This window comes from Sphingomonas sp. ATCC 31555 (assembly GCF_000282895.1).
GTDB lineage: Bacteria > Pseudomonadota > Alphaproteobacteria > Sphingomonadales > Sphingomonadaceae > Sphingomonas.
Genome location: NZ_ALBQ01000023.1, coordinates 1 through 19,803, shown reverse-complemented (window position 1 = coordinate 19,803; position 19,803 = coordinate 1). Strand labels below are relative to the sequence as shown.

General features: G+C 64.8%; 18 protein-coding genes. 13 read left to right on the top strand and 5 right to left on the bottom strand.

The window, feature by feature from the left end:
* The first annotated feature begins 24 nt into the window (after window positions 1–24).
* Window positions 25–1,257, top strand: coding sequence for an SAM-dependent methyltransferase (locus B215_RS0112245; RefSeq protein WP_019369940.1), 1,233 nt, complete (start codon window positions 25–27; stop codon window positions 1,255–1,257).
* 7 nt (window positions 1,258–1,264) lie between these two features.
* On the opposite strand, the gene B215_RS0112240 is transcribed toward B215_RS0112245, so the two are convergent.
* On the bottom strand, window positions 1,265–1,552 hold the full coding sequence (locus B215_RS0112240) for an I78 family peptidase inhibitor (RefSeq protein WP_019369939.1): 288 nt from the start codon (window positions 1,550–1,552) through the stop codon (window positions 1,265–1,267).
* Window positions 1,549–2,724 carry a ribonuclease D gene (gene rnd / locus B215_RS0112235; protein ID WP_019369938.1) on the bottom strand — a complete coding sequence of 392 codons (1,176 nt, stop codon included), beginning with the start codon at window positions 2,722–2,724 and terminating at the stop codon, window positions 1,549–1,551. The genes B215_RS0112240 and rnd overlap by 4 nt, the downstream gene beginning before the upstream one ends.
* Before the next feature lie 146 nt (window positions 2,725–2,870).
* Here rnd and aspS point away from each other — a divergent pair, with 146 nt between their 5' ends.
* From aspS to B215_RS0112220, 3 genes are read left to right on the top strand one after another with little or no spacing between them, the layout of a single operon-like run.
* Window positions 2,871–4,673: an aspartate--tRNA ligase gene (aspS, locus tag B215_RS0112230; RefSeq protein WP_019369937.1), complete on the top strand. Its 1,803-nt coding sequence runs from the start codon at window positions 2,871–2,873 to the stop codon at window positions 4,671–4,673.
* 16 nt (window positions 4,674–4,689) lie between these two features.
* Window positions 4,690–5,718 (top strand): 2-hydroxyacid dehydrogenase, encoded by a 1,029-nt coding sequence (locus B215_RS0112225; protein ID WP_019369936.1) that lies wholly within the window; start codon window positions 4,690–4,692, stop codon window positions 5,716–5,718.
* Window positions 5,715–6,491 carry a polyphosphate kinase 2 family protein gene (locus B215_RS0112220; protein ID WP_019369935.1) on the top strand — a complete coding sequence of 259 codons (777 nt, stop codon included), beginning with the start codon at window positions 5,715–5,717 and terminating at the stop codon, window positions 6,489–6,491. Before B215_RS0112225 ends, B215_RS0112220 begins: the two co-directional genes overlap by 4 nt.
* Before the next feature lie 39 nt (window positions 6,492–6,530).
* Here B215_RS0112220 and B215_RS0112215 read toward each other — a convergent pair whose 3' ends face one another.
* Window positions 6,531–7,160: a carbonic anhydrase gene (locus B215_RS0112215; protein WP_026009203.1), complete on the bottom strand. Its 630-nt coding sequence runs from the start codon at window positions 7,158–7,160 to the stop codon at window positions 6,531–6,533.
* A gap of 129 nt (window positions 7,161–7,289) precedes the next feature.
* Between B215_RS0112215 and lipA the strand changes: the two genes are divergently transcribed.
* Both lipA and B215_RS0112205 read left to right on the top strand, forming a co-directional pair.
* Complete coding sequence (gene lipA / locus B215_RS0112210; RefSeq protein WP_019369933.1) at window positions 7,290–8,222, top strand: lipoyl synthase; 933 nt, start codon at window positions 7,290–7,292, stop codon at window positions 8,220–8,222.
* A complete protein-coding gene (locus B215_RS0112205) occupies window positions 8,222–8,719 on the top strand; it encodes a type II toxin-antitoxin system RatA family toxin (protein ID WP_019369932.1) in 498 nt (165 codons plus the stop codon). Before lipA ends, B215_RS0112205 begins: the two co-directional genes overlap by 1 nt.
* Here B215_RS0112205 and B215_RS20055 read toward each other — a convergent pair.
* Window positions 8,644–9,180: a CinA family protein gene (locus B215_RS20055; protein WP_019369931.1), complete on the bottom strand. Its 537-nt coding sequence runs from the start codon at window positions 9,178–9,180 to the stop codon at window positions 8,644–8,646. The genes B215_RS0112205 and B215_RS20055 overlap by 76 nt on opposite strands.
* Before the next feature lie 39 nt (window positions 9,181–9,219).
* Window positions 9,220–10,377 carry a bifunctional 2-C-methyl-D-erythritol 4-phosphate cytidylyltransferase/2-C-methyl-D-erythritol 2,4-cyclodiphosphate synthase gene (locus B215_RS0112195; RefSeq protein ID WP_019369930.1) on the bottom strand — a complete coding sequence of 386 codons (1,158 nt, stop codon included), beginning with the start codon at window positions 10,375–10,377 and terminating at the stop codon, window positions 9,220–9,222.
* A gap of 98 nt (window positions 10,378–10,475) precedes the next feature.
* Here B215_RS0112195 and dusB point away from each other — a divergent pair, with 98 nt between their 5' ends.
* The 7 genes from dusB to hflX all read left to right on the top strand — a co-directional run bounded on the left by dusB (window position 10,476) and on the right by hflX (window position 19,660).
* Window positions 10,476–11,474 (top strand): tRNA dihydrouridine synthase DusB, encoded by a 999-nt coding sequence (gene dusB, locus B215_RS0112190; RefSeq protein WP_019369929.1) that lies wholly within the window; start codon window positions 10,476–10,478, stop codon window positions 11,472–11,474.
* Window positions 11,450–12,559: a two-component system sensor histidine kinase NtrB gene (locus tag B215_RS0112185; protein ID WP_019369928.1), complete on the top strand. Its 1,110-nt coding sequence runs from the start codon at window positions 11,450–11,452 to the stop codon at window positions 12,557–12,559. Before dusB ends, B215_RS0112185 begins: the two co-directional genes overlap by 25 nt.
* Window positions 12,556–13,998, top strand: a complete 1,443-nt coding sequence (gene ntrC, locus B215_RS0112180; RefSeq protein ID WP_019369927.1) for a nitrogen regulation protein NR(I) — start codon at window positions 12,556–12,558, stop codon at window positions 13,996–13,998. Before B215_RS0112185 ends, ntrC begins: the two co-directional genes overlap by 4 nt.
* Window positions 13,999–14,095: 97 nt before the next feature.
* Entirely contained in the window at window positions 14,096–16,363 is a 2,268-nt protein-coding gene (locus B215_RS0112175) for a sensor histidine kinase NtrY-like (RefSeq protein WP_019369926.1), read from the top strand.
* On the top strand, window positions 16,360–17,739 hold the full coding sequence (gene ntrX, locus B215_RS0112170; RefSeq protein WP_019369925.1) for a nitrogen assimilation response regulator NtrX: 1,380 nt from the start codon (window positions 16,360–16,362) through the stop codon (window positions 17,737–17,739). The genes B215_RS0112175 and ntrX overlap by 4 nt, the downstream gene beginning before the upstream one ends.
* A gap of 111 nt (window positions 17,740–17,850) precedes the next feature.
* Window positions 17,851–18,360 carry an RNA chaperone Hfq gene (hfq, locus tag B215_RS0112165; RefSeq protein ID WP_269083849.1) on the top strand — a complete coding sequence of 170 codons (510 nt, stop codon included), beginning with the start codon at window positions 17,851–17,853 and terminating at the stop codon, window positions 18,358–18,360.
* Between the two features lie 7 nt (window positions 18,361–18,367).
* On the top strand, window positions 18,368–19,660 hold the full coding sequence (hflX, locus tag B215_RS0112160) for a GTPase HflX (RefSeq protein ID WP_019369923.1): 1,293 nt from the start codon (window positions 18,368–18,370) through the stop codon (window positions 19,658–19,660).
* The last annotated feature ends 143 nt before the right edge of the window (window positions 19,661–19,803 follow it).

The following is a 19,803-nucleotide window of genomic DNA, read 5'->3' as shown; positions in this document are numbered from 1 at the left end:
GTTCAAGCGTGCATGTAACGCGGCATGAACGCTCCGGTGCAGCATCGGGAACGAGTCGCGTCGCGCGGCTACGGGCCGCTAGCTCTTTTTGGCCCTTTCTTTCATCGCCAACTCGATCGACTGGACCGCGGCATCGCCGAGGGCAGTCTGGAGGTGTTCACGCCCGACGGGCAGGCGCGGCTGCTGGGCGGCAGTGCCGCGGGTCCGGCAGCGGTGGTGACGCTACACAGCTGGCGGGCGTTGGTACGGCTGGCGACGGGTGGCTCTTCAGGCTGGTACGAGGCGTGGGAGAAGGGCGAGTGGTCGAGCCCGGATCCGGTGCAGTTGTTCGCGCTGTTCAGCCGCAATCGCGCCGGTCTGGCGGCCAGGTCCCGCTCGCGTGGGCTTTCGCTACTACCGCGCCGGGCGATGCACTGGATGCGGCGCAACCATCGTGATGGATCGCGCAAGAACATCGCGTTCCATTACGACCTCGGGAACGACTTCTATACGCGCTGGCTCGATCCGGGGATGAGCTACTCAAGCGCGATCTTTGCCGATGCCGACGAAGCGCTGGAGGCGGCGCAGGATACCAAGCTGCAGGCAATCCTCGACCGCACTGCGACCGCGCCGGGCGACACGATCCTCGAAATCGGCTGCGGCTGGGGTTCGTTCGCCGAGCGGGCGCTGCGGCAGGGACGGAAGGTGCACGGCATCACACTGTCGACCGAGCAAAAGGCCTGGGCCGAGGCCCGCACTGCCGGCATGGAAGGCGCGCGCTTCAGCCTTACCGATTATCGCGACGTCGCCGGGCAGTATGACGCCGTGGCGAGTATCGAAATGGCGGAGGCGGTGGGGCGGGAATATTGGCCCGACTATGCTGCGGCGATCGCGCGTGCGCTGAGGCCGGGCGGCCGCGCTGCGCTGCAGGTCATTACCTTCGACGACGCGCTCTACGAGGGTTATGCGCGCAACGTCGATTTTATTCAGACCTATGTCTTTCCAGGCGGCATGCTGCTGCGCGAGAGCGAGTTTCGGGCGTTGGCCGAAGCGAAGGGCCTGGAGTGGCGCGATGTCCATCGCTTCGGACTGGATTATGCCGAAACGCTGCGCCGCTGGCGCGAGAGTTTCGATGCGGCGGCTTCGGCCGGCCTATTGCCGGCGCAGTTCGACGATCGCTTCGTGCGGCTATGGCGCTATTACCTGATGTATTGCGAAGGTGGTTTTCGCGGCGGCGGCATCGACGTGCTCCAGGTAACGCTGGTGAAGCGGGGCTGAACCCGCTTCAGCCGCAGCGCGCGTCGGTCACCGTACCGACTTTGTCGACATGCAGGTTCAACCGATCGACGCGGAAGTCCATCGTCACAGCCGAACCCGGTTCGATCCAGCGGATTACCTTGGCTCCCGAATGGCGCAGCGCTTCGCCGGCATCGATTGCCGCGCGCGGTTTGCCCTTCAGGTACAGCACGCGATTGGCATCGCATTCCACGCCGGGCGGCAGGGGTTCGACCTTTTTGGGCGCACAGCCGACCGTAGCGGCGCCAAGAGCGAGAAGGGCGAGGGTACGGATCATGCGGGCTCCTCCGTCCGGCTCATCTTGAGCTTGCCGTTGCGCACCGCAAACGCCAGCTGACCTTCAACCAGCGCGAGTGCGTCGCGGCCGAACTGTTCGTAGCGCCATCCCTCCAGGATCGGCAGATCCTTGCGAACCCCTGCGGCGAGCGCTTCCAGATCCTCCGAACGGGCGAGAAGCCGGGGAGCGACATTGACCTCCTTGGCACGAATCTTGAGCAGCAGCTTCAGAAGATCGGCGACCAGCGCACCGTCCTTGCCAAGTGCAGGCTTGCGCTCCTCGCGGCCGGGCATTTCGCTGGCCGGCAGGGGCTTAGACTCGGCAATCGCGGCCATCATCCGCCCGCCGATGTCGTTGCCTGCCCAAGCGGCGGAGAGGCCGCGCACCTTGGCAAGATCGGCCTGCTTGCGCGGCGGGTTGGCGGCGATATCGGCCAGCGTCTCGTCCTTGACGATGCGGCCGCGCGGCAGGTCCTTGCCTTGCGCCTCCAACTCGCGCCAGCGGGCCAGCGCCTTGAGACGGCCGAGCACCTCGGGCTTGCGGCTGTTGATGCGGACGCGTTGCCACACCTGGTCGGGATCGTTGCGATAGTTTTCGGGGTCGGAGATCCGTTCCATCTCCTGGTCCAGCCACACGCCGCGACCGGACTTGCGCAGCTTTTCCAGCATCTTGGGGAAGATCTTGGAGAGGTGCGTCACGTCGGCGATGGCATAGTCGATCTGGCGCTTGTCGAGCGGGCGGCGCGCCCAGTCGGTGAAGCGGGCGCCCTTGTCGACGACGATGCCGAGATAGGTGTCGACGAGGTTGGAGTAGCCGATCTGCTCGCCCTGGCCGAGCGCCATCGCGGCGACCTGGGTGTCGAACATCGGGTGCGGCGTCTTCCCGGTGAGGTTGTAGACGATTTCGATGTCCTGGCCGCCGGCGTGGAACACCTTGAGCACGTCCTCATTGTCGGTCAGCAGGTCGAGCAGCGGCCCCATGTCGAGGTCCGGGGCCTTGGGATCGATCGCCGCGGCCTCCTTGTCGTTCGCCACCTGGATCAGGCAGAGCTCGGGCCAATAGCTGTTTTCGCGCATGAACTCGGTGTCGACCGTGATGAAGTCGGACTTCGCGAGGCGTTTGCAGAGATCGGCGAGGGTGACGCTGTCTTCGATCAGACCATGAATGTGCATCTGACGCCCATATACCGGTCTTCGGGTTGACAAAAGTGGGGTGTGACCGGAATGCGCGCGGTCATAGTGTTTCAATATCGTCGCGCCGGCCCGTTCCGGCACCGCCAAGCGTGGCGGGAAGACGCCAAGGTGAGAAGAACCGCATCATGCACGCCTATCGCACGCACACCTGCGCCCAGCTCCGCTCCGCGGACGTGGGGCAAACCGTCCGCCTGTCGGGCTGGGTGCACCGCAAGCGCGACCATGGCGACCTGGTCTTCGTCGACCTGCGCGACCATTACGGCATCACCCAGATCGTCACCGACGCCAGCGGCCCGGCGTTCGAGGCGATCGAGTCGCTGCGCTCCGAATCGGTGATCACCGTCACCGGCACGGTCGTTGCGCGCGATGCCAGCGTGGTGAACCCGAACCTGCCGACCGGCGAGATCGAAGTCCGCGCGGCGGAAGTGACCGTCCAGTCGGCCGCAGCCGACCTGCCGATGCCGGTGTTCGGCGAGCAGGAGTATCCGGAAGAGATCCGCCTGCGGAACCGCTATCTCGATCTGCGCCGCGAGAAGGTCCACAAGAACATCCTGCTGCGCTCGAACGTGATCGCGTCGCTCCGCCGCCGGATGATCGACCAGGGCTTCACCGAGTTCCAGACGCCGATCCTCACCGCGTCGAGCCCCGAAGGCGCGCGCGACTATCTCGTCCCCAGCCGCGTCCATCCGGGCAAGTTCTACGCGCTCCCGCAGGCGCCGCAGATGTTCAAGCAGCTGCTGATGGTCGCCGGTTTCGACCGCTATTTCCAGATCGCGCCCTGCTTCCGGGACGAGGACGCCCGCGCCGATCGTTCGCCGGGCGAATTCTACCAGCTCGACTTCGAGATGAGCTTCGTCACCCAGGATGACGTGTTCGCCGCGATCGAGCCGGTGCTGCACGGCGTGTTCGAGGAATTCGCCGACTGGGAGGGCATGGGCCGCAGCGTCAGCGCGCTGCCGTTCAAGCGCATCCCGTATCGCGAATCGATGCTCAAATACGGCAACGACAAGCCGGACCTGCGCAACCCGCTGGTGATCACCGACGTGTCGGACTTCTTCAAGGGCTCGGGCTTCGGCCGCTTCGCCTCGATCGTCGAGGGCGGCGACGTCGTCCGCGCGATCCCGGCACCCGGCACCCACGAGAAGAGCCGCAAGTTCTTCGACGACATGAACAGCTGGGCGCAGTCGGAAGGCTTCCCCGGCCTCGGCTATGCGACGCAGAAGGACGGCGTGTTCGGCGGCCCGATCGCCAACAACCATGGCCAGGACGGCATGAAGGCGATTGCCGAGGCGATGGGCCTGGGTCCGAACGACGGCATCTTCTTCGCCGCGGGCAAGGAAGCGCAGGCCGCCAAGCTCGCCGGGCTCGCCCGCACCCGGGCCGCCGAGCAGCTCGAGCTGATCGACAAGAAGCGCTTCGAGTTCTGCTGGATCGTCGACTTCCCAATGTTCGAATATGACGAGGACGCCAAGAAGGTCGATTTCAGCCACAACCCCTTCTCGATGCCGCAGGGCGAGCTGGAGGCGCTGGAAACCAAGGATCCGCTCGACATCCTCGCCTATCAGTACGACATCGTCTGCAACGGCATCGAGCTGTCCTCGGGCGCGATCCGGAACCACAAGCCGGAGATCATGTACAAGGCGTTCGAGATCGCGGGCTATACGCAGGCCGATGTCGACACGAACTTCGCGGGCATGATCAACGCGTTCAAGTTCGGAGCCCCACCGCACGGCGGCTCGGCCCCGGGTGTAGACCGCATCGTGATGCTGCTCGCCGACGAGCCGAACATCCGCGAGGTGATCGCCTTCCCGATGACGCAGAAAGCCGAGGACCTGATGATGCACGCGCCGTCCGCGGTGAGCGACAAGCAGCTGAAGGAACTGCACATCCGGCTGGCGCCGGGCGTCGACGGCCCCAAGGCCAATTGAGCGGAGGCCGGCGGTCATGCGCGTCGCGGTGTTCAACACCAAGGCCTATGACCGCCGCTTCCTCGTCGAGGCGAACGCACGTTTCGGCCATGACCTGACCTTTCTCGAACCCCGCCTTGATGCGCTGACCGCCACACTGGCGGCGGGGCACGCGGCGGTCTGCGTCTTCGTCAATGACGGCGTGGATGCGAGCGTTCTGGAAGCCCTGGCGAAGGTCGGCGTCCGGCTGGTGGCCCTGCGCTGCGCGGGCTTCAACAATGTAGATCTTGCGGCGGCGGAGCGGTTGGGCATCACGGTGGTGCGGGTGCCCGCCTATTCGCCGCATGCGGTGGCGGAGTTCACCGTCGGGCTGCTGCTGGCGGTTGACCGGCAGATCCCCCGGGCCTGGTCGCGCGTCCGGGAAAACAATTTCGCGCTCGACGGGCTTATCGGGCGCAACCTGCATGGGCGCACCGTCGGCGTGGTCGGCACCGGCAAAATCGGCGCGCTGGTCGCGCGGGCGCTGCGGGCAGGCTTCGGCTGCACCGTGCTGGCGAGCGATCTCCACACCGATCCCGAGCTGGAGGCGATGGGCGTTCGCTACGTGCCGCGCGACGAGCTGCTGCGTACCGCCGAGATCGTCACGCTACACTGTCCGCTCACGCCCGATACCCACCGGCTGATCAACGCGCAGGTGATCACCGAGGCGCGGGACGGGCTGGTGATCGTCAACACCAGCCGCGGGGCGCTGATCGATACCGGCGCGCTGATCGACGGGCTCAAGGCGCGCAAGGTCCGCGCCGTCGCACTCGACGTGTACGAGCAGGAGGCCGACCTGTTTTTCGAGGACCTGTCGAACGAGATCATCGCCGATGACAAGTTCCAGCGGCTGCTCACCTTCCCCAACGTGCTGGTCACCGGCCACCAGGCCTTCCTCACCGAAGAGGCGCTGTCGGCGATCGCCGAGACGACGCTGGCCAGCATCGCCGATTTTGAAGCCGGGCGCCCGCTCGCCCATCGCGTCGATGCAGCCTTGATCGCTCCGCCGCGTTATGGGCTCCCATGACGATCGATCTTTCCGACTATGAGGCCGGCGACGATTTCGACGGCGATTACGAAGCCGAACTCGCCAAGCTCCAGAAGCGGCTGAGCCACATCCAGACCGCCCACATCATCCACAAGCGCCGCGCGATCGTTGCGTTCGAGGGCTGGGACGCGGCGGGGAAGGGCGGGGTGATCAAGCGCCTCACCGCCGAATGGGACCCGCGCTACTATGAGGTCTGGCCGATTTCTGCGCCTACGCAGGAGGAGCTGTCGCACCATTTCCTCTGGAGATTTTGGCAGCGGCTGCCGGCACAGCACAATATCGCGGTGTTCGATCGCACTTGGTACGGCCGCGTTCTGGTCGAACGGGTCGAAGGCTATGCGAGCGAGGCGGAGTGGCGCCGCAGCTATGCCGAGATCAACGATTTCGAAGCGCAACAGGTCAATAACGGCGCCACGTTGATCAAGATATTCCTGCACGTCACGCAAAAGACCCAGGACAAGCGCCTTCGCGACCGTCTGACCCATCCTTGGAAGCGGTGGAAGATCGGGATGGACGATTTCCGCAATCGCGCGCGCCGGGCCGACTATCTCGACGCGATGCACGCGATGTTTCGCGAGACGGACACGCCGCACGCACGATGGACAGTGATCGACGGGAACAACAAGAAGACCGCGCGGATTGCGGCGCTGACCGCGATTGCCGAGCAGCTCGAAAAGCACGTGCCGATGGTGCCGCCGGAGCTCGACCCGCAGGTGGTGAAGGTGGCGACCGAAACGCTGGGTAAGTTCTGAGCCTTAGTTCCTCCCCGGATCGGGGAGGAGTTTGGAAGCTCACGCCGCCGCGAAGGTGCCGTCGTCGCCCATCACGTGTAACAGGCCATCAGCGATTGCGAAATAGGCGCCATGGATCGTCAGCTTGCCCGCAGCCTCTCGCTCGCTGACAAACGGGAACGTTCGCAGATTGCGGAGCGACACCCGCACGGTTTCATGCTCCATCGCGCGAACGGCCTCCGGGCCTTGACCATATTCCGCGCGGACCTTCTCCCGCGCTTCGTCCAGCATATCGACCCAGTGAGCGATAAAGCCGCCCTCGCCATGATCTGCATCGGCGAAGCGCTCGGTAAGTGCCGCATGGGCGCCGCCACAGGCACCATGACCCATCACCACGATTTCGGGCACTTCTAGCTGTGTCACCGCAAATTCCAGCGCCGCTGAAACGCCGTGCCGGCCTCCACCGGTTTCGAAGGGGGGCACCAAATTGGCCACGTTGCGCACCACAAAAATCTCGCCCGGAGACGTGTCGAATATTTGCGCCGGATCGACTCGACTGTCGGAGCAGGCGATTACCATTACTTTCGGGCTCTGGCCTGCAGAAAGCTCAGCCCAACGCTCACGCTGAGCGCTCCAGCCGTCAGTCCGAAAGCGGTGATACCCGCTGAGCAGTGCCTCGAATCCAGCCATGTGTTTCGCCTATCGTTCCTGTAAAGCTGTCGACCCCGACAACGTTCCGGACCCGTTTCTGCTCCCAATACGCGCTCTGCGCAATTTCCGGGGCTGGCGAAACATGCTCGGGCGCTCTATCTGCCCCCCATGAACGAGCAGACTCCGCTGGCGCGGCCCGAACGCATCCGCAAGCCCGACTGGATTCGCGTCAAGGCGCCCACGTCCGAAGGTTTCGCCAAGACCCGTGCGCTGATGCGCTCGAAAAATCTGACCACCGTGTGTGAGGAAGCCGCCTGCCCGAACATCGGCGAGTGCTGGACCAAAAAGCACGCGACGGTGATGATCTTGGGCGACGTCTGCACGCGAGCCTGCCGCTTCTGCAACGTCAAGACCGGCATGCCGCGCAAGGTCGATCCGCTGGAGCCCCAGCACGTCGCCGAGGCGGCGGTGCAGATGGGCCTGGAGCATATCGTGATCACCTCGGTGGATCGCGACGACCTGCCCGACGGCGGCGCCAGCCAGTTCGTCAAGGTGATCGAGGCGATCCGCAGCGCCAGCCCGGCTACTACGATCGAAATCCTCACGCCCGATTTTCGCAATAAGCACGAAGCCGCCGTCGAGGCGATCGTCGCCGCGCGGCCGGACGTGTACAACCACAATCTCGAGACGGTCCCGCGGCTCTATCCGATGATCCGCCCGGGCGCGCGCTACTATGCGTCGCTGCGGCTGCTGGAGACGGTGAAGCGGCTCGACCCGTCGATCTTCACCAAGTCGGGCATCATGCTGGGCCTGGGCGAGCAGCGCCTGGAGGTCCACCAAGTGATGGACGACATGCGCTCGGCCGATATCGATTTTCTGACCATGGGCCAGTATCTCCAACCGACGCCGAAGCATGCGAAGGTCGAGGAGTTCGTGACTCCGCAGGCCTTTCAGGCCTATGGCGCTATCGCTCGTGCCAAGGGCTTCCTGCAGGTCGCTTCCTCGCCGCTCACGCGCTCCAGTTACCATGCCGGCGAGGATTTCGCCGAGATGCGGGCCGCCCGTGAGGCCAAGCTTGCAAAGGCGAGTGCCAAGGCCTGATGCCCAAGCATAGCGAGACCCGGCACCTTCCCTACACGCCGGAACAGATGTTCGACTTGGTGGCGGATGTAGCGCGCTATCCCGAGTTTCTGCCCTGGGTGAGCGCGATGCGTGTTCGTTCGTCGAGCGACACTCAGGTCGTGGCCGACATGATCGTCGGCTTCAAGGGGCTGCGCGAGACCTTCACGTCGCGCGTTTCCAAGGCACGGGCGGAGACTATCCATGTCGAATATGTGGATGGGCCGCTCAAGCACCTGTCGAACGACTGGAAGTTTCGGCCGGACGGGCAGGGCGGCTGCTATGTCGATTTCTGCGTCGACTTCGCGTTCAAGAACCGAGTGTTCGAGATGCTGGCAGGCCAGGTGTTCGACCGCGCGCTTCGGAAGATGATCGGTGCCTTCGAGGAGCGCGCAGCGAAGCTTTATGGGGCGTCGGGTTCCTCGACCGGCACTTCGAGAGACGGCAGCAACAGGTCAAGCGCGCACAACGCCGCCTGAAGGCGGATGCCGCCGCGGCCATTATCCTCGAAATGACGGGCATCGGCGACGACGTGCTTGGGATCTGCGCCGCGGATCGCCTGGGCGAACACGACGGTGCCGACCGGCTTGTTCTCAGTAGCGCCGTTCGGACCGGCGATACCGGTGATCGCCACGGCGACGTCGGCATTGGTGCGTTCCAGCACGCCCTGCGCCATGCTCCAGGCGACGGCGATCGAAACTGCGCCGAAGGTTTCGAGCACGTCCAGGCTCACTTTCAGCAGGTCCATCTTGGCATCGTTAGAATAGGTGACGAAGCCGGCTTCGAAAACGTCGGACGACCCTGGCAGTTCGGTCAACGCCGCGGAAACGAGGCCGCCGGTGCAGCTTTCCGCAACGGCAACGCGACGGCCGGCGGCGCGGTTCGCATCGAGCACTTTGCGCGCGGCGTCAACGAGCTCGGGAGGAAGAATCGTGTCCATAACGGCAGCCCCTTGCCACTGGATGATCGACGTTACGAGTCAGTTCGTGCCGGGCATGCGGATGGTTGCGATCGCCTGCGCGGCCATGCCCTCGCCGCGTCCGGTGAAGCCCAGCTTTTCGGTGGTGGTCGCCTTCACGCTCACTTGTTCTGGATCAAGACCAAGGATCGCCGCGATCGAGGCGCGGATCGCGTCCCGGTGCGGACCGATCTTGGGTGCCTCGCAGATGAGAGTGAGGTCTATAAAATCGACGATGCCGCCCCTCGTCGCGACGAGAGTGGCGGCATGCTCCAGAAACCTGGCCGATGCCGCGCCGCGCCATTGCGGATCACTGGGCGGGAAGTGCATGCCGATATCGCCCGCGCCGATTGTTCCAAGCAGGGCATCGGTGATCGCATGCAGTGCGACATCAGCGTCGCTATGGCCGGAAAGCCCATGGCTATGCGGAATGCGCACGCCACCCAGCCACAACGCCTCGCCCTGGACAAGGCGGTGAACGTCGTAGCCGGTGGCGGTGCGCACGCGCATGGCCGACGCAAGTCGTGCCTCCGCCGCCGCAAAGTCGGCTGGGTGCGTGATTTTCTCGAGCATTGGGTCTCCATGAACGAGCGCGACGTGCCCACCGATGGCACGCAGCATCTGCACATCGTCGGTTGCCTCGCGATCGGCTGGCCAGCGGCGGTGCGCCTCCAGAATGGCAGGGAAGTCGAACGCCTGAGGCGTTTGTATGCGATAGAGATTATCGCGGGCAACAGTTTCGCCGATCCGATCGCCGTCACCGCGCACCAGCGTGTCGGCTACGGGCAGGGCAGGAGCCGCGCCCAGCGTGTTGCCCAAGCTAGTGAGCAGATCGTCAATGACGCGCGCCGCCAGGAACGGGCGAGCGGCGTCGTGAATGAGCACATGGGTGAACGCGCCGGCGATCAGAGCCTCCAGCCCCGCCGCTACCGACTCGCGCCGCGTCGCCCCGCCCGTTACGAAAGGGGTTGTCCCCAGGGCAGCCCCTAGCAGCGCCTCCTGGCCTGCGCCGATCACGGTCAGCACGGCATCGATCTTCGGATGGGTGGCGAGCGCCTGATGAGCATAGGCAATCAGTGGCCGCCCACCAAGTTGCGCATATTGCTTGGGCACGCTGCCCCCGGCGCGGGTGCCGCTGCCGGCGGCGACGAGGATCGCGGCGGTCCTGAACTCGGTCATCCGCGCCGCCTAGCGAAGTTTGAGGTTCGGGGGTAGGCCTGCCTTGCTCTTGTCACCGGAGATCGCTACATCGCCTGCCTGATTTTCAGGCAGAATTGATGAGCGAACTCGCCCCCATCCAGATCGGCCCCGTGCGGGTCGAAGCCCCGGTGCTGCTCGCGCCGATGACCGGCGTGACGGACCTGCCGTTTCGCCGCGCGGTGCGGCGCTTCGGTTCGGGCCTCAATGTCACCGAGATGATCGCCAGCGCCGCTGCAATCCGAGAGACTCGGCAATCGGTGCAGAAGGCCGCGTGGGATCCCATCGAAGAGCCGGTTTCCATGCAACTCGTAGGCTGCACGCCGCACGAGATGGCAGAGGCGGCCAAGCTGAACGAAGATCGCGGCGCCGCGATCATTGACATCAACATGGGCTGCCCGGTTCGCAAGGTGACCAATGGCGACGCTGGCTCGGCGCTGATGCGCGACCTGGATCATGCCGGCGCGATCATTCGTGCCTGTGTTGACGCGGTGCGTACGCCTGTGACGGTCAAGATGCGGATGGGCTGGGACCATGATAGTTTGAATGCCCCGGAACTCGCGCGTATCGCGCAGGATCTCGGCGCCAAGCTGGTGACGGTCCATGGCCGTACCCGCAATCAGATGTACCGCGGGAGCGCCGATTGGAGCTTCGTGCGCCGCGTGAAGGATGCGGTGTCGATCCCGGTTATCGTCAATGGTGACATCTGCTCGGTGGGCGATGCGCGCGAGGCGCTGGCTCAATCCGGCGCGGACGGCGTGATGATCGGCCGTGGCGCGTATGGCAAGCCCTGGATCCTGCGACAGGTGATGGACGCCCTGACGGGCAAGGGTGAACGGCCCGAGCCACCCATTGAAGAGCAATATCGCGTCATTACCGAGCATTACGTCGAAACTCTTGCACATTATGGCAGCGAGGTTGGCGTGAACATGATGCGCAAGCATCTGGGCTGGTACACCAAGGGGCTGCCGGGTTCAGCCGAGTTCCGCAACAAGGTAAACCAGGTGCCTGATGCGGTGCGCGTCCTCGACATGCTGGCCGAATTCTACGAGCCGTGGCTTTCCCGCGCGGCGGCCTGAAGCGGTTCCGCCCGCAAACCGTCGAAGGGCCGGGCTTCGCCGAGCTGTTCGGCGCGTTGCCCGTGGCGGTACTGGTGCTCGACCCCGACGGTCGCATCGCCCATGCCAATCCCGCATGCGAGGTGCTGCTGAATCACAGCGAAACCAGCATGGTCGGCCAGCCCTATGACGCGGTCCTGTTGCCGCCGGAGGATTATGCCGAGCGGCGAGACGGGCGGGGCTTCGCCGCGTTCGATGCAGAGATCGAGGCGGTGCGTGGCACCCGCCTTCGCGTCGATTTCCTCGAGACGCAGGTGCCCGATCATCCGGGCTGGCGCATCGTGACGCTCCACCACGCTCCGCAGGCCCGTAAGATGGGGCATGGTTTGGACCGCACCGCCGGGGCCCGCGCGGCGATCGGGGCGGCGGCGATGCTGGGGCACGAGATCAAAAATCCGCTTTCGGGCATTCGAGGCGCCGCGCAACTCCTGCAGAGCGGCGGCGATCCGGAGAGCAATGGCGAACTCACCCGTCTGATCACCACCGAGGTTGATCGCATAGCCGCGCTGATCGATCGAATGCAGGATTTCACCGACACACGCCCGCTCGATCTGGTGCCGACCAACATTTATCCGCTGCTCGACCACGCCCGTCGCGTCGCGTTGGCGGGCTTCGCGCGCGGCATGGTGATCGAGGAATGGTTCGATCCCTCCTTGCCGCCGGTGCTGGTCGATCGCGACGCCTTTCTCCAAGTGCTGCTCAACCTCCTGAAGAACGCCGCCGAGGCACTTGCGGATCTCGCCCAGCCGCGGATCATTCTTTCGACGGCCTTCCGCCATGGGATGTCGGTAAGTGTCGGGCCGGGCCAGCCGCGGCGGCCGCTGCCCATCGAAATCTGCGTGATGGATAACGGCCCCGGTGCCCCGGCCGATATCGCCGAGCATCTGTTTGAGCCGTTCGTCTCCGGAAAGCCGGAAGGCAAGGGGCTGGGCCTACCGCTCGTCGAAAAACTGGTGCGGGACATGGGCGGCATCGTGCAATATGCCCGCGAACGCGAACCGGAGGTCACGGTGTTCCGCATCCTTTTGCCGCGAGCCAAGGCATGATGCCTGGCTCGGTTTTGGTCGTCGATGACGATACGGCGATCCGTACCGTTGTCGCCGCAGCGCTGAAGCGCGAAGGGCATCGCGTCGCGACCGCAGCTAGCGTTGCCGAACTGCGGCGGGCGCTTGGCACCGGCATTCCCGATGTACTGGTGACGGACGTCGTGTTGCCGGACGGCAATGGGCTGGACGTCGTATCAGGGCTTATGGCAGCGCATCCTTCGCTGCCGGTAATCGTCTTTTCTGCCCAGAACACGCTGGCAACGGCAGTCCGCGCGACAGAGGTGGGCGCGTTCGATTATCTCCCCAAACCCTTCGACCTCGACGTGTTGACCCAGGCGGTGCAGAGCGCGATCGCGCGTGGGCGCCGTCGGCCCGCCGACCTGCCAGACGTGGAGCAGGATGGCGGCCCCTCGCTGATCGGCCGATCGCCGGCGATGCAGGAGGTGTATCGGGTCATCGCTCGCGTCGTCTCCAACGATCTGACCGTGCTCATCAGCGGGGAGTCGGGCACGGGCAAGGAGCTGGTGGCCAAGGCCATCCACGACCTGGGTCCGCGTCGACGCGCGCCCTTTGTCGCGCTGAACATGGCTGCGATCCCGCGCGAACTGATCGAGGCGGAGCTGTTCGGCCATGAGCGCGGTGCCTTCACGGGGGCACAGGCGCGCGTCGCGGGCAAGTTTGAGCAGGCGGCTGGCGGCACGCTTTTCCTCGACGAGATCGGCGACATGCCGATGGATGCTCAGACGCGACTGTTGCGCGTGCTGCAATCTGGCGAGTTCACTACAGTCGGCGGCGCACGAACCATCCGAGCGGATGTGCGGATCGTCGCCGCAACCAACAAGGACCTAGCCCAGCTGGTGCAGATCGGCCAGTTCCGAGAGGACCTGTTCTATCGGCTGAACGTGGTGCCAATCAGCCTGCCGGCGCTGCGCGATCGGCGCCAGGACATCCCGCTGCTAGCACGTCATTTCCTCGAACGTGCCGCCGAGGACGGGCTGCCACGCAAGCAGCTCGACAAGGATGCCGTCGCCCTGCTGGAGACGCTAGAGTGGCCGGGCAATGTCCGTGAGCTTGAAAACCTCATGCGCCGTCTCGCCGCGCTTTCCCGGGACGAGTGGATCGATGCGGCTGCCCTGCGTCGGGCTCTGGGCGAAGGGGCCAGTGCTGCACCGAGCGCGCGCGATGCGGGCATCGAAGCGGCGATCCGAGCGCGGCTGGAGCGTATTGCCATCGAGGAGCCTCATGCAATCGACGACGGCACCCTTTACGACCGAATCATCGGGGAAGTGGAACGGCCGCTGATCGAGACGATGCTGGCACGACATCACAACAATCAGTTGCGGGCAGCCAGAGCGCTGGGGATCAATCGCAACACGTTGCGGAAACGCATGGACACGTTGGGTCTGGGATCGGGCGCAAAAACGCAGGATGGAGCCTGAGAAACTGAGGCTCCCCTGCCAGCGATCGATGCGGGCGCGCTACATCATGTGATTTTATGTGTTCTTTTTGCCACAATCGGCGTGTATCAAGGACGCAATGGACGCGGTAGATCCAACGAATCTCGACACGCATGAGGATTGGTCCCGGTCCGGCCGATGGGTTCGGCTTGTCGAGTTTCTCGTTCTGGCTTTGGCGCTCGCTACACCTGTTGTAACCTACTGGTTCGTTAAGGAAAATTCCAAGCAACAGCTGTTCAGTCCGGGCGTCGCCGCAACGCTGCTGCTCGTCAACCTGCTGCCCTATGTCGCGCTGATCGTACTGATCGGGCGCCGCATCGCGATCAATCGCACTGCACGCTCTGCGCTCGCCGGCGGAGGACGGTTGCACGTCCGGTTGGTGGCGGTGTTCACCCTCATGGCCAGTGCGCCGATCGTCCTCACGGTTATCGCAGCCTCGATCATGTTCCAGTCGGGCATCCAGCTCTGGGGATCTCAACGGGCCCGCGCCGCACTCGATACGGCGTCGGCGATTTCCGAAGAGGGAAAAACGCTGGTCGCCAGTCGATGGACGCTAGAGGCGCGGACCATGGTCAACGATCTTATCGAAAGCTGGCCCAAAATCACGCCGCAGTCTCCCCTGTTCCAGGATTGGTATCTGCGGCAGATCGTGTACCGCGGGTTGTCACAATCGGTGCTATTTCGTGTCGTGGATGGCGACAAGGTCGACGTGATTTATTCCCTTGAAGCACCATCCGCGCCGGTTTTCGCGCGCAGGGTGTCGCGTAACGTGCTGAAGGTGATGAAAAACGGCGAGAGCGCGACGAACTTCGACTCTGAAATGCTATGGGTCGTTACACCGATCGATCGCTCGGCCAATCTCTTCCTGTACGTTGCGACGCCGACCAACGTCGAGTTTCTCAACCGGCAGAACGTCGCAGCCGATCGCATCAGGAGCGAGTATAATGCGCTGATCGCGCGGTCGCGTGCGCTTCAGCTGCAATTCAACGCGGTGCTGTTCGGTGTCGCGCTGCTGATCGTCGGAATCGCGACCTGGATTGCGCTCGCGGTTGCGGATCGGTTGGTTCGGCCCATTGATCAACTCGTCAAGGCAGCGGGGCAGGTGGCAGACGGCGATCTGACCGCGCGCGTTCCGCCGCCGGAGCGTATCGACGAGGTCGCCACGCTGGGCATCGCGTTCAACAGCATGACCGAGCGTCTGAGCGCACAGACCAATGCGCTTGTGACGGCGAATGCCCAGCTCGACAGCCGCCGCGCGTTGATTGAAGCGGTGATGTCCGGCGTATCGGCTGGCGTCATTGCAATCGGCGGCGACCATCGGGTGCGTCTGATCAACGCGTCGGCCAATGCGCTACTGCGGCATAAGGCAGAAGATCCGGTGGGTCAGCCCCTGGCGGCGCTCGCGCCCGAGCTTGAAACCATGCTCGGCGGCGGCGAACGCGAGGGCATCGTGCAGATCGCGAGCGGGGGCGAGGCCCGGACGCTGGCGGTGAAGGTCACATCCGACGAAGGCGGGCAGGTGCTCACCTTCGACGACATCACCCAGCAGTTGAACGATCAGCGCCGGGCGGCCTGGGCAGACGTTGCCCGCCGCATCGCGCACGAGATCAAGAACCCGCTCACCCCGATCCAGCTTGCGGCGGAGCGCCTGCAGCGCCGCTATGGCAAGCAGGTGGACAGCAGCGACGGCGTGTTCGCACGGTTGACTGAAACGATTATCCGCCAGGTTGGCGATCTCCGCCGCATGGTCGACGAATTCTCCTCCTTCGCGCGCATGCCGAAGCCGATGTTCCGACGGGAATCGCTGCTCGATATCGCGCGACAATCGATGTTCCTGCACGAGGTGGCGCATCCCGCAATGCGCTTCACGCTGGACGCGCCTGATCCGGCGCCTTCGCTTGTGTGCGATCGTCGGCAAATAGGCCAAGCCCTTACTAATATCGTCAAGAATGCGGTGGAGGCGATTGACGCGCGCAACGACGCGGCGGGCGCCGGAGCAGATCTGCCGCAGGGCGAAGTGCATCTCGTCATCCATCCCGAAGCCGATGGCAAGCTTGTCCTCACCCTTGCCGATAACGGCGTGGGCCTGCCGGTCGAACGGGATCGGATCGTCGAGCCATATATGACGACGCGCAGCCGCGGCACTGGCCTGGGCCTCGCCATCGTCAAGAAGATCGTTGAGGAACATTGCGGCACGATCGCCTTCGCCGATCGCCCCGGCGGCGGCACCCTGGTCAGCTTGTGTTTCGATACCGCGATGCTTGCTGGCGTCGCACTCACCGAAGCGCCAGAGGATGCGAAGGATTCGCGTCCGGCGATGCTCACCCGAACCGGAAGCAGAATATGAGCCTGGATATTCTCGTCGTAGACGACGAACGCGACATTCGCGAGTTGGTAGCCGGCGTGTTGGAGGACGAGGGCTACGCCACTCGCAACGCCGCCGACAGCGACTCCGCACTCGAGGCCATCGCCGAGCGGCGGCCTAGTCTGGTGCTGCTCGACGTGTGGCTGCAAGGCTCGCGGCTCGACGGGCTGGAACTGCTGGACGAGATCAAGCGGCGCGACCCTTCGATCCCGGTGCTGGTGATCTCCGGCCATGGCAATCTGGATACAGCCGTGGCAGCGATCCGGCGGGGTGCGGCCGACTTCATCGAAAAGCCTTTCGAGGCCGAACGGCTGCTGTTGATGGTTGCACGCGCGACCGAGACGGAGCGGCTGCGGCGCGAGGTGGCGTCGCTACGCGCGGTGGCGGGGCGGGGCACCGATCTTCACGGCGCCTCCAGCGCGATCAACGCGGTGCGTGCGACGCTTAAACGCGTCGCTTCTACCGGCAGCCGCGTGCTCATCACCGGTGGTGCGGGCGTGGGCAAGGAAGTGGCCGCCCGCCTGCTGCACGGGTGGAGCCAGCGCGCCGATGCGCCCTTCGTAATCGTGAGCGCGGCACGCATGACTCCCGACCGCGTTGACGAGGAATTGTTCGGGGTGGAGGAGGCGGGGGATCTTGTCCGGCCCGGCCTGCTCGAACAGGCCCATGGCGGCACCTTGTTCCTCGATGAGATCGCCGACATGCCGGTGGCTACGCAAGCTCGCATCCTGCGCGTGCTAACCGACCAGAGTTTCAGCCGCGTCGGCGGAACCCGGATCGTCAAGGTCGACGTCCGCGTGGTCTCCGCCACGGCACGCGACTTGATGTCGGAAATCGGCGCCGGCCGGTTTCGCGAAGATCTGTATTATCGACTGAACGTCGTGCCCGTGCCAATCCCGCCGCTGACCGATCGCCGCGAGGACATACCGGCGTTGGTGGAGCATTATGTCGCGCATTACGCCGCCGAGCGGCGCGTACCCACGCCTGAGATCGCCGCCGACGCAATGGTGGCCCTGCAGAGCTATGACTGGCCGGGCAATGTCCGCCAGCTTCGGAACGTGGTGGAACGAACGGTGATCCTGGCGCCGGGTGACCGGATCGGCCGGATCGACATCGATCTGCTTCCTCCTGAAGTGCTTGGCCGACCGGGCGAAACGACCGGCGGCATGGCGTCTAGCGCGATCATGGGTGCACCGCTGAAGGAAGCACGTGAGAGCTTCGAGCGGGAATATCTGCGCGTTCAGATCCGGCGGTTTTCCGGCAATATCTCTCGCACTGCCAGCTTCATCGGCATGGAGCGCTCGGCGCTGCACCGAAAGCTCAAGCTGCTCGGCATCACCGATGCGCGCGAGGAGTGAGTGCACCCCTATGGACGCCGTGCGACGAACGCCTTAGATTACAGCCCGGCGCCAGGGTGGCGCCGACCCTGACGCCGGGAACGGCGCACCGCGGGACAAATCCCGCCAAGAATAAATGGAGCCAACCATATGGCAGAGAAGCAGACTTCGCTTCAGGACCTGTTCCTCAACTCACTGCGCCGGTCGAAGACGCCGGTTACGATGTTCCTCGTCAAGGGCGTCAAGCTCCAGGGGATCGTTACCTGGTTTGACAATTTTTCGGTGCTGCTCCGTCGCGACGGCCAGTCGCAGCTGATCTACAAGCACGCGATCTCGACGATCATGCCGTCCGGCCCGATGGACCTGGCCGCGCTGCTCACGGCCGCGGGCGAGTATCAGCACAAGAACCCGGTGTTGCAGGAAATCTTCCTCAACGCCGTGCGCAAGGCGCAGGAAAACGTCACGATGTTCCTGGTGAACGGCGTGATGCTGCAAGGGCAGATCGCCGCGTTCGACCTGTTCTGCATGCTGCTCCAGCGCGAGGGCATGGCCCAGCTGGTCTACAAACATGCCGTTTCCACCATCCAGCCCGCGCATCCGCTGAACCTCGCCGAGGAAACCAATAGCGGCGACGACGATTGACGTCGGCATGAGCACTGGTTTCGAGCGCGACCCCGACGAATTCGCGCGGGGCGCACGCGCGCTCGTCGTCTATCCGGACATGGGCGGAAGCTCGCGCGACGCCGAGGCGCGGCTGGAAGAAACGGCCGGCCTCGCCGCGGCGATCGGCGTCGACGTGGTCGAGCGGGTCGCCGTTCGGCTGCGTCAGCCCAAGCCGGGTACGCTGATCGGCTCGGGCCAGGTGGAAGCCCTGGCCGAGACGGTGCGCGACGGCGAGCTCCAGCTTGCGGTGTTCGATGCGGCGCTGACGCCGGTGCAGCAGCGCAACCTCGAGACGGCGCTCGGCTGCAAGGTGATCGATCGCACCGGGCTTATCCTGGAAATCTTCGGCGAGCGCGCCCGTACCGCCGAAGGCCGGCTGCAGGTCGAACTCGCCCACCTCGATTACCAGGCGGGCCGGCTGGTGCGCAGCTGGACCCACCTTGAGCGCCAGCGCGGCGGCTTCGGCTTCCTCGGCGGGCCGGGCGAGACCCAGATCGAGGCCGACCGCCGACTGATCCGCGACCGCATGGCGCGGCTGCGGCGTGAGCTCGACCAGGTCAGCCGCACCCGCACCCTTCACCGCGACCGACGCCAGCGCGCGCCTTGGCCGGTGGTGGCGCTGGTTGGCTATACCAATGCCGGCAAGTCGACCTTGTTCAATCGGCTGACCGGCGCCGAGGTGATGGCCGAGAACCTGCTGTTCGCCACCCTGGACCCGACGCTGCGCCAGATATCGCTGCCGGGCATCGACAAGGCGATCCTGTCGGACACCGTGGGTTTCGTCTCCGAGCTTCCGACCCAGCTGGTCGCCGCGTTCAAGGCGACGCTGGAAGAGGTTGTCTCGGCAGACCTGCTGATCCACGTCCGCGATATCGCACATCCGGACACAGAGGCGCAGCGCGCCGACGTTGAGAAGGTGCTCCAGGAAATCGGCGTGTCCGAGCAGACCCCGCGCTTCGAAGCGTGGAACAAGCTCGACCTGCTCGATGAGGAGCAGCGCGAGGAGGCGCTGGCGATGGCTGCGCGCCGGACTGACGAGGTGCGGGTGATCTCGGCGCTGAACGGGGAGGGTGTCGATGCGCTGGTCGAGGCGGTCGCTGGGCGACTGACCGAGGGGCACCGCCGCTACACGCTTCGGCTCGATCCCGCCGACGGTGCCGCGGCCGCGTGGCTGCACCAGCATGGCGACGTGATCGGACAGCATATTGAGGACGAGCAGGCGGTGTACGAAGTCCGCATGGCGCCGCGCGATTACGAGCGGTTCGTCACACGGGGGTAGGGTGGAGCGCTCTCGTTTCGATTGCTTGGAGTCGCCATGGGTCCGTCATTCCGGCGAAAGCCGGTATTTATTGGCATTACGTCGCGGCTCTTGCCTCAAGCTAGAGCGTTTTCCGATCAATCTGGATCATATCCGCAGGAACT

What these genes read in the sequence shown, in the direction of transcription:
- B215_RS0112195 (WP_019369930.1), bottom strand. Translation starts at nt 10,377, where the DNA reads ATGACCGAGTTCAGGACCGCCGCGATCCTCGTCGCCGCCGGCAGCGGC.
- B215_RS0112245 (WP_019369940.1), top strand. Translation starts at nt 25, where the DNA reads ATGAACGCTCCGGTGCAGCATCGGGAACGAGTCGCGTCGCGCGGCTAC.
- B215_RS0112205 (WP_019369932.1), top strand. Translation starts at nt 8,222, where the DNA reads ATGCCCAAGCATAGCGAGACCCGGCACCTTCCCTACACGCCGGAACAG.
- B215_RS0112175 (WP_019369926.1), top strand. Translation starts at nt 14,096, where the DNA reads ATGGACGCGGTAGATCCAACGAATCTCGACACGCATGAGGATTGGTCC.
- rnd (WP_019369938.1), bottom strand. Translation starts at nt 2,724, where the DNA reads ATGCACATTCATGGTCTGATCGAAGACAGCGTCACCCTCGCCGATCTC.
- B215_RS0112215 (WP_026009203.1), bottom strand. Translation starts at nt 7,160, where the DNA reads ATGGCTGGATTCGAGGCACTGCTCAGCGGGTATCACCGCTTTCGGACT.
- ntrC (WP_019369927.1), top strand. Translation starts at nt 12,556, where the DNA reads ATGATGCCTGGCTCGGTTTTGGTCGTCGATGACGATACGGCGATCCGT.
- B215_RS20055 (WP_019369931.1), bottom strand. Translation starts at nt 9,180, where the DNA reads ATGGACACGATTCTTCCTCCCGAGCTCGTTGACGCCGCGCGCAAAGTG.
- hflX (WP_019369923.1), top strand. Translation starts at nt 18,368, where the DNA reads ATGAGCACTGGTTTCGAGCGCGACCCCGACGAATTCGCGCGGGGCGCA.
- B215_RS0112240 (WP_019369939.1), bottom strand. Translation starts at nt 1,552, where the DNA reads ATGATCCGTACCCTCGCCCTTCTCGCTCTTGGCGCCGCTACGGTCGGC.
- lipA (WP_019369933.1), top strand. Translation starts at nt 7,290, where the DNA reads ATGAACGAGCAGACTCCGCTGGCGCGGCCCGAACGCATCCGCAAGCCC.
- ntrX (WP_019369925.1), top strand. Translation starts at nt 16,360, where the DNA reads ATGAGCCTGGATATTCTCGTCGTAGACGACGAACGCGACATTCGCGAG.
- B215_RS0112225 (WP_019369936.1), top strand. Translation starts at nt 4,690, where the DNA reads ATGCGCGTCGCGGTGTTCAACACCAAGGCCTATGACCGCCGCTTCCTC.
- aspS (WP_019369937.1), top strand. Translation starts at nt 2,871, where the DNA reads ATGCACGCCTATCGCACGCACACCTGCGCCCAGCTCCGCTCCGCGGAC.
- B215_RS0112220 (WP_019369935.1), top strand. Translation starts at nt 5,715, where the DNA reads ATGACGATCGATCTTTCCGACTATGAGGCCGGCGACGATTTCGACGGC.
- dusB (WP_019369929.1), top strand. Translation starts at nt 10,476, where the DNA reads ATGAGCGAACTCGCCCCCATCCAGATCGGCCCCGTGCGGGTCGAAGCC.